This is a genomic window from Streptococcus halichoeri (assembly GCF_009870755.1).
In the GTDB taxonomy this organism is placed as follows: Bacteria; Bacillota; Bacilli; order Lactobacillales; family Streptococcaceae; genus Streptococcus; species Streptococcus halichoeri.
This window is the reverse complement of sequence record NZ_WLZU01000001.1, coordinates 124,452-137,720: the sequence shown is the minus strand read 5'-3', so window position 1 is coordinate 137,720 and position 13,269 is coordinate 124,452. Positions and strand designations below refer to the sequence as shown.

Sequence of the window (13,269 nt, the reverse complement as noted above, 5' to 3'; positions counted from 1 at the left end):
GCTGTGAGAAGCTAGTCGTAAGGATTCCATGACCTAAGAGGGTTTTTTAGTTACCTTGTTTATTCTATCAGAGGAGTCTGGCTGGTTTGGGGTTATTCCTTAGTCAGCCTTGGGCCAGGCAGGGGCTTGCTGTAGTCAAAGGCGTGTCCTTGCTGGGTTTGCCATAAGAGCAGCGTCAGCTTATTACCATCCACCAAGGCCCCATGGGCATAGGCCACGTTTTGGCCACCAAGGCCGCCACCAATAGTAAAAACTGTCGTGTCAGCGCCCGGCTCGCAGGTAAAGACATAGCGCTTGTCGCCCTTTTCCTCTGCTTTGAGAACCTTGAGACTTTTGGTGATTGGAGCTTTTTTCTTGTCTTTGAATATCTGGCTGAGGCTTACTTTGCCGTCTTTGGCAAATGCCAAGCGGTAGTGCACACCGTCTTTGTCCATGCTCCAGGTGCCAATCAGATCTTCTGGGAAAATAGCTGGCGCTTTCAGGTCGCTTTTTTCGCCAGTTGCCGTAATACTGTTGGTACCAGAGTGACTAACCAAGTAGTGGCCGTCACGTTTTTTGACGGTCATTTGCCCAGAAATATCCTGAGTCACATGGCCTGAGGTTTGCTTAGCTGGATCGGTATCCTTGTCATAGGTGTAATCATATAAAGCTGCAAAGTCAAGTACATAGCTGGTTTTACCCACTTGCTGCAAGTGCCTTAAGCTAATGTTTGGGATGGCAAAGTGGCTGGCTTTACGGCGATCTGTCATCAGCTTACTCTTAACACTCTCTTTGAGGCCCTTGTAAAAGGCGTTACTAGCGCCCTGCTCAAAAACTGCAGCGAGGTCTGGCGGATCTTGCTGGCTAACGGTATAGGCCATGAGGTGGTTAAAGGCAGACAAGAGAACCTTTGTGGCCATATTGTCATCCAAGAGATTCCCAATTGATACATCAACGGTCTCCCCATCGCTGATCGGTGCTAGGGGAACTTTTTTGGATTTTAATTGGCCATCAGGGAAGTTTTTCTTGACAAAAAGTTTGCTGGTTGGGGTGACGGGAAAATCTGTCACGGTAAAGCTGCCGTCTTTTAAGGTGCCAATCCGTATACCATCAGCGTAGACTTCCCCGTCCTTCAGGTCACTAACGACCTTAAACTGTTTGATGGCAACGCTCAAGTCGATTGTCGTCTCTTGACCATCATAATCCTTGGTCACATGCACCGGCTTACCTTTGTAATTGCCATTTAGAGCGATGTGATAAGAGGCCTTGGGGAGCCGTTTGACAACAAGGGTATCATGGTCAGTTTGTGTCGTAGCCACCAGTTTTTGATTCAGCAAAATATCACTCTTAGCCACATTAGTCTTGATGGTCAAAGTGAGGGGCTTTACGGCTACCCGATAATCTGGGAAAATGCCAAAGCGGCGACCAACCACCTTCATGTAAGTGGCATCACCACTGCTAGCCTTTTTTAAAACAGCCTTCATTTGCTTAGCTTCTGTTGTGGTTAGCTTGTTAAATGTTGCAAAGCGTGCCTCATCTGAGGTTAACTGTTGGTTGTTATCTTGCCAAATCAAAAATGCTTTGATATTTTCAAATGTATTGCCCGGCTTTTGCCGTGCTTTAACGTAACGCGTAGCGGTGGCTCCCTTTGAAAAATAAAAAGCCCCACCAGCTAAACCAAGTAGCACAAGGCCCACAAGGACCATGAGAGCTAACTTTCCTTTATGCCTTGGTTTCATCATAGGTCTCCTAACTGCTCGTTTTTATGACCATTATAGCAAATTTTCAGCCACTTCGAAAAGTCCAACTGAAGATTGTCCAGCTTTATGCGCAAGCATTTTTCTCACTTATCTTAAAATTTAGATAGATTACATTTATACAAACCTTAGCTTACAGCTTGAAAATTTCTAGCTAGCAGCTTATACTACATGAGAAAGCGCTAACACATCTAACTGGAGGTTCCTTATGAACAAGAAAAAAATAGCCTTTGGAGCTATCACACTGCTCTCAACGCTGGCTCTACAAAGCCAAGTGGATGCCTGCACTGGCTTTATCATTGGAAAAAATCTCACCACTGATGGAACAACTCTGTTTGGACGCACAGAGGACTTAGAGCCTAATCATAATAAAAACTTTATCGTTTACAAAGCCAAGGACAATGCCAAAGGAGCCAAATGGAAAGACCAGTCTAATGGCTTTGAATACCCACTGCCACAGCACGCCTACCGCTACACTGCCGTGCCTGACGTTACTCCTAAAGACGGAGTCTTTGACGAAGCCGGTTTTAATGAACATGGGGTTTCCATGTCTGCGACAGTCTCTGCTTCAGCTAATAAGAAAATCCAAAAGCAAGATCCCTATGTCAAAGATGGTTTAGCAGAGTCATCAATGACCAGCATGGTCTTGCCCTATGTCAAAACAGCTAAGCAAGGCATTGAAAAAATCGCCAGTATCATTGATGACAAGGGGGCCGCAGAGGGCAATATTGTCGTTTTAGCTGACAAAGACGGGGTTTGGTACATGGAAATATTATCTGGTCACCAATATGTAGCTATCAAATTCCCTGATGATAAGTTTGCCGTCTTTCCTAATACCTTCTACCTCGGTCATGTCAACTTCAAGGACAAAGACAGAGTCATCGCTTCAAAAGGGGTGGAAAGCCTCGCTAAAAAAGCCAAAACCTATCAGGAAGTGGACGGCCAATTCCACATCGCCCGCTCCTACAATCCCCCAATGGATGACGCCAATCGCTCGCGCGTCTATTCCGGTATCAAATCACTCAACCCTGATGCCAAGGTCACTTACAAGGATGCCAACTATGAGCTATTGCAAAGCAGTGATAAAAAGCTAAGCCTTGAGGATGCGATGAAGCTCCAGCGCAACCGCTTTGAGGGGCTCAATCTCAAACCACTTGATCAGATGGCATTAGATGGCAAAGGCAAGCCAAAATCCAAAAAAGCCGTCAAAGGCTATGCCTATCCTATTTCCAACCCCAATGTTATGGAAGCCCATATTTTCCAATTACAGCCTGATATGCCAGCCGAATTAGGCGGCGGTGTCATGTGGCTAGCCATTGGCAGCCCGCGCAATGCCCCTTATTTGCCTTATTTAGCTAATATCACAGATACCTATCAGGCCTACCAAGAAAAGAGCACCAAATACAATAAAAAGTCGTGGTACTGGAGTATTTCACATATCAATAACATGGTCGCAGCCAATCCAAAACAATTTGGCACACAGGTCATTGACGAGGTCAAGCAATGGGAAAAAACCTGGATGAAAGAGCAAGAGCAAACCAATCAGGAATTAACCAACCTGGTCAAGAGTGATCCTCAAGCTGCCGCTGAAAAAGAAACCAAGCTTTCCAAGGAACGCGCAGCTAAAACCTTCAAACGGCTCAAAGAAATCGAAGCCCGCTTAGAAAAAGACAGCAGCAAAAAAGACGATAAAACCAAAAAATAACCCGCAGCAGTATGGAGCTGCAGCAGCCAGGACAGGCCGCACCAAGGATGGTCCACAGCAAGGGTTGCAGTAGCAAGCAAGAGCTGCACCGCACAAGCAAAGCTCTGACTGGTAAAAAAGTGGGGCTGACATCTCAGACATACCATAAAAACACTAAAGGCTATGGACAAAAAAGATCCAAGCCTTTAGTGTTTTATGTCTTATCTTATTAGAAGCCACCCATCATACTAGGATCCATACCACCTGGCATAGCTGGCGCTTGTGCAGCTGGTTCTGGTTGGTTAGCAACCACTGCTTCTGTGGTTAAAATCAAGCTAGCCACTGAAGCTGCGTTTTGCAATGCTGAGCGCGTTACCTTCACTGGGTCAATAATGCCGGCTGAAATCATGTCGACCCATTCACCCGTTGCAGCATTAAAGCCAGTGCCTTCAGAGCTGTTCTTTAATTTGTCAATAATCACTGAACCTTCATAGCCAGCATTGTAAGCAATCTGACGGACAGGTTCTTCAAGGGCACGCATCACGATGTTGCGACCGGTGTCTTGATCACCATCTAATGCAAGTGCTGCGACTTTTTCAAGTACAGAGATGAAAGCTGTTCCACCACCTGCCACGATACCTTCTTCCACAGCTGCACGGGTTGCATTTAAGGCATCTTCAATGCGCAGTTTCATTTCTTTTAGCTCTGTTTCGGTTGCTGCACCGACTTTGATGACAGCAACGCCGCCGGCTAATTTAGCCAGACGTTCTTGTAATTTTTCGCGATCAAATTCAGAGCTGGTTGATTGGAGCTGTGACTTAATCAAGTCCACACGTTGCGCAATGGCATCAGCGCTGCCTGCGCCCTCAACAATCACTGTTGAGTCTTTGTCAATCGTGATTTTCGCTGCTTGACCCAGCGCAGCCATTGTCGCATCCTTAAGGTCAAGTCCTAGTTCTTCAGTGATGACTGTACCACCGGTTAAGATGGCAATATCTTCAAGCATGGCTTTACGGCGATCACCAAAGCCTGGCGCTTTAACAGCAACCACGTTGAAAGTACCACGGATCTTGTTTAAAACAAGGGTTGGTAAAGCTTCGCCATCCACATCGTCAGCAATCATCAACAACGGACGGTTGGTTTTAAGCACTTCTTCTAAAAGTGGTAAGATTTCTTGGATATTGGAGATTTTCTTGTCGGTAATCAAGATAAACGGATTTTCCAATTCGGCAACCATCTTCTCATTGTCGGTAACCATGTATTGAGAAAGGTAACCACGGTCAAATTGCATCCCTTCGACAACTTCTAGTTCTGTTTCCATTCCACGAGATTCTTCGATAGTAATAACACCGTCATTACCTACGCGTTCCATGGCTTCAGAGATGTATTCACCAACTTTTTCGGAACGAGAAGAAACTGCTGCGACCTGAGCAATGGCTTCTTTACCAGAAACAGGTTGGGCAATCGCTTTTAATTCAGCAACTGCTTTTGCGGTAGCTTCTTCAATACCTCGGCGGATGCCAATGGGGTTAGCCCCTGCTGTAACGTTTTTTAGGCCTTCTCGCACAATTGCTTGTGTCAAGACGGTAGCAGTGGTGGTTCCATCACCAGCAATGTCGTTTGTTTTTGAAGCGACTTCAGACACAAGCTTTGCGCCCATATTTTCAAAATGATCTTCGAGTTCAATTTCCTTAGCAATCGTAACCCCATCATTAGTGATCAGTGGTGAACCAAATGCTTTTTCTAGTACCACATTACGACCTTTTGGGCCTAAGGTTACCTTGACGGTATCTGCAAGGACATCTACACCGCGCACCATTGCAGAACGCGCATCTGCTGAAAATTTAATCTCTTTACTTGCCATTCTATGTTCTCCTTTATTTTTTAAATGTGAGCCAAGTCAAAGACCTCGTCTCAATCAAGGCTTTTGCTCAGCAATGACTGCCTCACTGAGGCTACCGCAGCTAGGCTTACAAAATTGCTAGAATATTAGCTTCGCGGACTAAGACGACCTTCTCATCGTCAACTGTTACGGGAACGCCTTGGTCAGCTTCCACTAAGACGCGATCACCAACACTAACAGCAGCTGGAATCACTTCGCCAGTGATTGTACGAAGGCCCGTCTCGCTGACAGCAAGCACGGTTGCTTGTTTAGTCGCTTGCGTGTGGGCACCAGCCAGAACAAAACCACCAATGGTTTGTTCTTTTTCTTCGTCGACTTTAACGACCACACGGTCACCTAATGGTTTAATCATGGTTTTTCCTCCAACTAAAATATTTCGTGATTTTTTAGCACTCTATTGTACCGAGTGCTAAGATAATTCTATTGTATCACTTGGTCAAAAATAGTCAAGACAAAAATAAGCAAAATTTAAATATCCCGCTAACCCGCAGCTACACCACTGTTTTATCCTATCATCCAGCTCGGGCGAGGAGCATCACACAGGTCTGTGGCCCCACAAAGTAAACCAGCAAGAACCGCAAGTTCTTCTAGCTAGCCTCACAAAAGCCTGCTTTTTAGCTTGGCTTTTCATCCTGCTTACTTGGCGTAGTTCATTGTGATCCAGCGCCACTCCTAGCCTTGATCAGCAGCAAAAAAAAGCACCCAAACAGATGGAAAAGGTCTCCCAAAACGTTAGCCTGTGTCGTCTAACGTTAGGAGTCACACAATCTGTTCAGATACTTTTTTAAGAAACACTATCGAAGGTCACCTTTTGCTGCTTCAAGCCAACTTTCAGTGTTTGCCCGGCTGACAGCTTGCCAGCTAGGATCAATTCTGACAGCGGGTCTTCGATGGTTGTTTGGATAGCGCGGCGCAGAGGCCTTGCCCCATTCTCTGCATCATAGCCAATAGTTGCCAGATGGTTGAGCACTGACGGCTGTAATTTCAGCGTCACGCCTTTTTCTGCCAAGACAGCTACCAGTGGCTTGACCATAATTTTCACAATATCTTTAATGTTGGCCTGACTCAAGCTGTGGAAGACCACCTTCTCATCAATCCGGTTGATGAATTCTGGGCGGTAGGCGCGTTTTAGCTCTTCCATAATTCGGCTTTCCATAGCCTTGTGGTCCTGGCTGACAGCCTTGGCCCCAAAACCAACGGTCTTATCATCGCGCAAGGCTGTTGCGCCCAGGTTACTGGTCATGATAATAATGGTATTTGAAAAATCAACCTTACGACCCCGGCTATCTGTCAGCATACCGTCATCAAGCACTTGCAGCAAGACATTAAAGATGTCTGGGTGGGCTTTTTCGACTTCGTCAAACAAGAGCACAGCATAGGGCTTATTGCGCACTTTTTCTGTCAGCTCGCCTCCTTCATCATAGCCAACATAGCCCGGCGGTGCGCCATTTAGCCGGCTTGCCGCAAATTTCTCCATGTATTCGGACATGTCAAAACGAATCAGCGCAGACGCATCATCAAAGAGCACTTCTGCCAAAGCCTTGGCGAGTTCTGTTTTACCAACACCTGTTGGGCCTAAGAACATGAAAGAACCAATCGGCCGCTTGCCTGTGCGAATGCCAGATTGATTACGCCGGATAGCGCGAGCAATGACAGAAACAGCCTGCTCTTGGCCAATCACTCGCTGGTGTAGTTCTGTTTCGAGGCGCAAATATTTCTGACTGTCTGCCCGGCTTAGTTTTTCAACTGGAATGCCAGATAGCTTGCTCAAGGTGGTCAAAATGTGGTCTGGTGTCACTGCAACTGCCTTAGGCTCGCTCTCATCCTGTGTTTGCTTAAGCAGCTTAGAGACGCGTTTCATATCACCAGCAATCAGCGCCTGATCGGCCGGTGTCAGCTCCTTAGGCACTTCCTTTTGCACCAAACCTTGGACAGTTGCGCTCGCCTCATCCAGTAGGTCAATCGCAGAATCAGGGAGATGCTTGCTTGTTAAATAGCGATGCGCCATCTTGACTGCTGTCTCCACTGTTTCGCGTGCAATCGTCACATGATGAAACGTTTCATAAGTCGACTTCAACCCCATAAGAATCTCAGTCGCATCAGCCTCACTTGGTTCGTCAATCAAAATCTTGGCAAAGCGGCGAGAAAGCGCAGCATCTTTTTCAATATGCTTTTGATATTCTTCTTGGGTCGTGGCACCAACCATATGAAGCGTGCCCCGGGAAAGGGCAGGTTTCAAAATATTCGCCGCATCTAAAGTGCTATCAATCCCACTACCTGACCCCATAATAGTGTGCAACTCATCCACAAATAAAATAATCTTGCCGTCAGCTTCAATATTAGCAATGATTTGATTCATCCGTTCTTCAAAATCGCCCCTAAAGCGCGTGCCAGCAACCACACTTATCATGTCTAGCTCCAACACCCGCATCTCACGCAGCTCATAAGTCGTTGTCCCAGCCACAATCCGCTGGGCTAAGCCATAAGCAAGCGCCGTTTTCCCGACACCAGCATCACCAACCAAGACCGGATTATTCTTGGTCTTGCGGCTGAGAATCTGCACCATCCGTGACACCTCTGCCTCACGCCCAATCACCGGCTCAAGCTTGCCCTGACGCGCAAGCTCTGTCAAATCGCGCGTAAAATCAGACAAGTCCCCTGTCGCTTGTGGTTTCATCATCTCTGAAAAACCACCAGCCTTGGCTTTTTTGGGCTTACGCAGATCATGGACAGCCTTAATAGTCGCCTTTGAATAACCCGCATGCATCTCAAGTGCCCGACGCAAATCCGTCAAACGAAAAGCACCCTTGCCGTCGTCCTTGAGCTTAAAGCCCGCCAATTCTAGCACACGGCACGCCAAAACATCAGGATTCAAAAGCATCGCAAAAAGCACATGCTCTGACCCCACATCCTTGGCTCCGGTCACCTCTTGAATCGTTGCCGCAAAAGCTAAAATCGCCTCCAATCCCCGTGATTGCAGACGCAACGGCACCTTAGTTACCTCTTCCTTAGGGCTTTTACCCATAGCTAAAATCGCTGCCGCTTCGTATTCTTCCATCGGAATACTATGCTCAAAGTCACTAAACACCAGGCCAGCCAAAGAATTTTCTACCTTGACCATTGCTAAAAGAATGTGCCAAGTCTCTAAGAATTGGCTGTCGTAACGCGCAGCTTGGTACTGCGCTTGTTGAAAGATGTCTCGCATCTTTTTAGAGTAGTCAACCATTAGAGGGACCCCTTTCTATCAATCCGCTGCAAAAGGCGATAAAACATCCGGGCCCGAATCGTTGGAGCATCTCCCCCAAGCACTTCATTCGTTGCCATCGCTAAAATCAAATTGCCTTCACGCTCAGTGATCAGATTTTCATTATAGAGCAGCTGCACCGAATCAGTAAACAGCGCCTCACTCATGGTTTCCTTCAACGAGCCACGAAGACTTCCTATTAAATGGTGCTTATCCGAAAAATGCACCTTAGCAATCCGGATATAGCCACCCCCGCCACGCTTACTTTCGACCTCATAACCTCGACTCTCAGTAAAACGCGTTTTAATCACATAGTTAATCTGACTAGGAACCACCTGAAAAGAGTCTGCCAGCATCGAGCGCTTAATCTCTGCAATCCCAGACTGCGCCAACAATTCCTTAATGTATTCCTCAATGCTATCTGAAGTATTTTTGCTAGGCATCCTGCTCTCCCTCCTTTTTGTCTCACATTTACAAGGTTCGTCAATTTGACTAAAACTGACTTTCATTATATCAAAAGCTCTCCCGTAAACGCAACTATTAATCATCTCACACTCACCCACCCCCGAAAAAAATAGTTATTAGCACCCATCACCCTAGCCCCAAAGGCTCCAGATAAGCCGCTACTACCGGGGAGGCATCGCAGCAAAAAAAGCCGGAAAAACAAGGCTTCAAGCCCCTTCACAGACTTGTTCACATTTTTTGAAATGCAGCAATTCCGTGACCTTGAGTATATATATATATATATACTGATGGGTGCTATAAATGAAAAGGAGATTAGAAAACATGGCAAAGCACCATAGGAATTGGACGAAAAAGGCGGTGTTAGCAAGCCTTGTCGTCAGTGCCGGATTGTTGAGTGGACAAGGGACAGTACGGGCGGAAGATGTAAACAGTATTTTACTATTTGGGAAACAAGTTGAGGAAAGATACAAAAAGCTTAAAGCAAAATGGAACAAGTTGGAAGAAGAAGCTATTAAATTAACTGTTTTTAACAACAGCGGTGCACAACAGAAAAACAATATTAAAGCATATAGTGAAAAAGTCGAACAAGCACTAGATAAAATAACTAAGGAAAAAGCTCTAGATCAAGCGCTTGATGAAATGGTTAAGTATGGCGAGGAGCGAAATAAGTATAAAAATGAATTGAAACAAGCTACTCAAAGCAACTCTGAATTAACTTCTGAAAGAGATAAATTAAAAGATGAGCACCAAAAGCTTCTAACTAATTTAGAAGATTCTAAAAAAGAAAAAGCTGAATTAAATACTAAAATGAAAGACTTACAAGCAAGATCTGAACGCACTGAACAGTCTTTAAAAACAAGTCAAGAGAAAGTTAAAGAACTTAGTGAAAAAATCACTGATGCTACTAAACAAAATCAAGACTTAAAATCTAAGTTAGAACAAGAAGAAAAAGACCTAACCAATCTTCAAGAAAAACTACAAGCAACAGAAGCAACTAATAAAGAAGACAAAGCAAAACTGCAAGCCGAATTAGAGGCTAAGAAAGAGCAAATTTCTAGTCTGCAAGTTAAGGTAGAAAAAGGTCAAGCCGCTGTTAACAAGCTTACTGCCGAAAAAGATACAGCCGAGAGTCAGGTCTCTACACTAACTGCTGAAAAAGAAAAGCTCAGCAAGGACAAAGCGGACGTTGAGGCACAGCTTAATAGCCAAAAAGAACTCAGTGCTGATGAGAAAGCTCAACTAGAGAAAAAACTAGCCGAAATTCAAGCAAAAATCGCTGAAAAAGAAGGCTCAATCAAGGGCCTTGAAGAAAAACTAGCTGAAACGACTGCTAAGCTTAAAGACTTAAGCAAGCTCAGCGCTGAGGACAAGACTAAGCTTGAAAAAGAACTGCAAGACTTGATGGCAAAGCTCGACATGCTCAAAAAAGAGCAGGAGAAAACGCCTGACATGCCTAAAACTCCGGAAGTTAAGCCAGAGGACAAACCAAAAGCGCCAAGCACGCCAGAGGTTAAACCCGAAGAACCTAAGGCCCCTGAGGCTAAACATGAGGACCAACCAGCTGAACCTATGGATCCAGAAAGCAAACCGGAAGTTCCAAGTCAGCCAGATATCCCTCATGTACCAGAGGTGACACCTGCGCCTAAACCGGCACCAGAGCTGCCTAAAGCTCCGGAAACTAAGCCTCAAGCTCCACACACTCCAGAAAAACCAGGCAAAGGCAAACCAGCGGCACCAAAAGCTAACCATGGCAAAGCTAGCCACGCAGCAACGCCTGCGGCGCCACACATGGCAGCACAAAACACTGCTGCGCACTTGCCACAAACGGGTGATAGTGTCAACCCATTCTTCACTGTGGCGGCCCTATCTATCATGACTTCTGCTGGTGTACTTGCCACTAAACGCAAAGAAGACTAGTCAGATTTGGATGACAGTTCTACTCCGTAAGATAAAACCTTAGTGATTAACAAAATGACTTTCCATAATTTCTGTGGAAGGTCATTTTTGCTGGCTTAAACTGCTGCTGTCATTCCTCAAAATCCCTTCACAAAAGCATTTAAAACGCTTCCTAATACTTTAATCATAACTTTGCAAGCCCGGCAATTCCTGACCTTAAGTATATATATATATATATATACTGGAGGTTGCCGTAAAAAGCTTAGAAATGAAAAGGAGATTAATTTAATATGGCAAAACACCATTGGAGCAAAAAGGCGGTCCTTGCATCACTCATGCTAGGCGCAAGCGTTTTGGTGAGTACAGCGACACAAGCGGAAATAAATTCTCACGATAACACACAATTTACCGTCAAAGAGGCTATTGCAAAACAAACTTTTGATAAAACTGTTGAAGATCTTATCAAATTATCTTTAACGGAAGAAGATTCTCCTGAACGAAGTCAAGAAATTAGAGATTACCTAGCTTCTTTTGATACAAAACAATTAAAAGAATTATTAAGAAATTGGTGGGAACAAAGTTGGCTAGGTCAACAAGGAGAACAAGCAAATAATATTCTAACTAATTTAGAGTCAAAGTTTATACAGTTAAAGGCCCCTAAAACTACTAATATAGAACGCCCTATTTTATTTAAAGAGTTGTTAGGAGGAGAAATTTTACGCCGCCTTCAACAATATGAAAAATTAGTTGATGAAGTTAAAATAGTTAATAGTTTAGGTAGAGCTGTTGAAATTAAATCACAGGAAGATAAAGACGCCCTTCAAACTGCTTTAGACGCTGAACGAAATGAAAATAAAAAGCTGATTTCTCTAATCAATACCCAAGAAGATGAATTAACTACTCTTAAAAACAAAGAAGAGCAGATTACTACTCAACTCAACGATTCTCAACAATTAAATAAAAATCTTCAAGACAAAACAAAAGCATTAGAAGCTAAAGTGCAAGAAGCAGCAGATGAGGCTAAGATGCTGGTTGATAAAGTTACTGAGGCGACACAAAATAACCAAGAACTCATCACAAAGCTTGAGGAAGGCAATAAAGATTTAGCAAAACTTAAGCAAAAACTTGAGGAAACTACAGAAGATAATAAAGAAGAAAAAGCGAAACTTCAAGCAGAATTAGATGCTAAGAAAACGGAAGTAACTAATCTTCAAGCTCAAGTTGCTGAATCATCTGAGAAACTTCAAGCTCTTGAAGAAGCGAAAAAAGAGGCGGAGGCGAAAGTTAACAGTTTAACAAGTGAAAAAGCTGAGATTGAGGCGAAGCTAAAAGATCAAAGTCAACTTAGTGAAGAGGAAAAAGCTAAGCTTAAAAAGCAATTAGCTGATATTCAAAGCAAAATTGCCGAAAAAGATGCTTCAATCAAGTCGCTTGAAGGTCAGCTTGACGCCCTCAAACAGCAGGAGCATGACACAGCACCAAGTACTCCGGAAACACCTCAAGTGCCTGAAGTGAAACCTGAGGACCAACCAAAAGCACCAAGCACACCAGAGGTTCAACCAGTTCCGGAAACCAAACCTCAAACACCACAAACACCGAAAGCTGATAAACCAAGTACACCGGAGAAACCGGAAATCAAGCCGGCTCCAACTCCTGCTATTCCGGAAGTGAAACCAAGCAAACCACATACTCCTGAAAAACCAGGCAAGGCTCATCCAGCGGCGCCAAAAGCCCACCACGCAGCTACTCCTGCGGCTCCACACATGCCAGCACCAAGTGCAAACACTGCTGCGCCATTGCCACAAACAGGTGATGCTGCGACCAACCCATTCTTCACCGTGGCTGCTCTCTCTGTCATTGCTTCTGCTGGCGTCCTTACCACTAAACGCAAGGAAGACTAGTCAATTGCCTTTCTAGCCACGCTATTGGCACAATCGCCACTCTTTTATAATCCTTTCAAAGCAAAAAAGGGGGCTACTCTCTCCTATTATCGGCCCCTCACTCTAAAAACCAATTCCAATGACAAGCTTTCCACGATACCTAGCGTGGAAAGTTTTTTGTTGGGATCTTTTTTAAAAGAAAAAAGCCTGGGCAACTGTAATGGCTGAGGGGTAACTAAGCAAAGGAGTAGCTAAAAAGCAGCTTTCTCTTTGTCGCCCTATAAGACCAGTGGTAGCTTCACCCACTACAGAAATGACCCATAAGGGAGACTTCGTACATTAATCACCACCTCTGACATCCCGCCGCCCTACCCCTACAGCAACAAACATAGTCTCCTCTCCTGCACTCTATATCCTACCTCGCTGTCCTTCCCTTAACAAGCAAATCTTGCTTGTCCCAA

The 13,269-nt window shown here is 44.8% G+C and carries 8 protein-coding genes; 3 read left to right on the top strand and 5 right to left on the bottom strand.

What is annotated here, in order from left to right; genetic code table 11:
• Positions 1–92 precede the first annotated feature (92 nt).
• Positions 93–1,721: a zinc ribbon domain-containing protein gene (locus tag GWD08_RS00615; RefSeq protein WP_159563892.1), complete on the bottom strand. Its 1,629-nt coding sequence runs from the start codon at positions 1,719–1,721 to the stop codon at positions 93–95.
• 223 nt (positions 1,722–1,944) lie between these two features.
• Between GWD08_RS00615 and GWD08_RS00610 the strand changes: the two genes are divergently transcribed.
• Complete coding sequence (locus GWD08_RS00610; protein WP_159563891.1) at positions 1,945–3,441, top strand: C69 family dipeptidase; 1,497 nt, start codon at positions 1,945–1,947, stop codon at positions 3,439–3,441.
• A gap of 208 nt (positions 3,442–3,649) precedes the next feature.
• Here GWD08_RS00610 and groL read toward each other — a convergent pair whose 3' ends face one another.
• The 4 genes from groL to GWD08_RS00590 all read right to left on the bottom strand — a co-directional run bounded on the left by groL (position 3,650) and on the right by GWD08_RS00590 (position 9,010).
• Entirely contained in the window at positions 3,650–5,284 is a 1,635-nt protein-coding gene (gene groL / locus GWD08_RS00605; RefSeq protein ID WP_159543448.1) for a chaperonin GroEL, read from the bottom strand.
• Between the two features lie 106 nt (positions 5,285–5,390).
• Positions 5,391–5,675: a co-chaperone GroES gene (gene groES / locus GWD08_RS00600; protein WP_159563890.1), complete on the bottom strand. Its 285-nt coding sequence runs from the start codon at positions 5,673–5,675 to the stop codon at positions 5,391–5,393.
• 432 nt (positions 5,676–6,107) lie between these two features.
• Positions 6,108–8,549 carry an ATP-dependent Clp protease ATP-binding subunit gene (locus tag GWD08_RS00595; RefSeq protein WP_159563889.1) on the bottom strand — a complete coding sequence of 814 codons (2,442 nt, stop codon included), beginning with the start codon at positions 8,547–8,549 and terminating at the stop codon, positions 6,108–6,110.
• Positions 8,549–9,010: a CtsR family transcriptional regulator gene (locus GWD08_RS00590; RefSeq protein WP_159543454.1), complete on the bottom strand. Its 462-nt coding sequence runs from the start codon at positions 9,008–9,010 to the stop codon at positions 8,549–8,551. The genes GWD08_RS00595 and GWD08_RS00590 overlap by 1 nt, the downstream gene beginning before the upstream one ends.
• Before the next feature lie 343 nt (positions 9,011–9,353).
• Here GWD08_RS00590 and GWD08_RS00585 point away from each other — a divergent pair, with 343 nt between their 5' ends.
• Positions 9,354–10,949, top strand: coding sequence for an LPXTG cell wall anchor domain-containing protein (locus tag GWD08_RS00585; RefSeq protein WP_159563888.1), 1,596 nt, complete (start codon positions 9,354–9,356; stop codon positions 10,947–10,949).
• A 269-nt stretch (positions 10,950–11,218) separates the two neighbouring features.
• A complete protein-coding gene (locus GWD08_RS08695) occupies positions 11,219–12,829 on the top strand; it encodes an LPXTG cell wall anchor domain-containing protein (RefSeq protein WP_159563887.1) in 1,611 nt (536 codons plus the stop codon).
• Positions 12,830–13,269: the final 440 nt, after the last annotated feature.

What these genes read in the sequence shown, in the direction of transcription:
- GWD08_RS00615 (WP_159563892.1), bottom strand. Translation starts at nt 1,721, where the DNA reads ATGATGAAACCAAGGCATAAAGGAAAGTTAGCTCTCATGGTCCTTGTG.
- GWD08_RS00610 (WP_159563891.1), top strand. Translation starts at nt 1,945, where the DNA reads ATGAACAAGAAAAAAATAGCCTTTGGAGCTATCACACTGCTCTCAACG.
- groL (WP_159543448.1), bottom strand. Translation starts at nt 5,284, where the DNA reads ATGGCAAGTAAAGAGATTAAATTTTCAGCAGATGCGCGTTCTGCAATG.
- groES (WP_159563890.1), bottom strand. Translation starts at nt 5,675, where the DNA reads ATGATTAAACCATTAGGTGACCGTGTGGTCGTTAAAGTCGACGAAGAA.
- GWD08_RS00595 (WP_159563889.1), bottom strand. Translation starts at nt 8,549, where the DNA reads ATGGTTGACTACTCTAAAAAGATGCGAGACATCTTTCAACAAGCGCAG.
- GWD08_RS00590 (WP_159543454.1), bottom strand. Translation starts at nt 9,010, where the DNA reads ATGCCTAGCAAAAATACTTCAGATAGCATTGAGGAATACATTAAGGAA.
- GWD08_RS00585 (WP_159563888.1), top strand. Translation starts at nt 9,354, where the DNA reads ATGGCAAAGCACCATAGGAATTGGACGAAAAAGGCGGTGTTAGCAAGC.
- GWD08_RS08695 (WP_159563887.1), top strand. Translation starts at nt 11,219, where the DNA reads ATGGCAAAACACCATTGGAGCAAAAAGGCGGTCCTTGCATCACTCATG.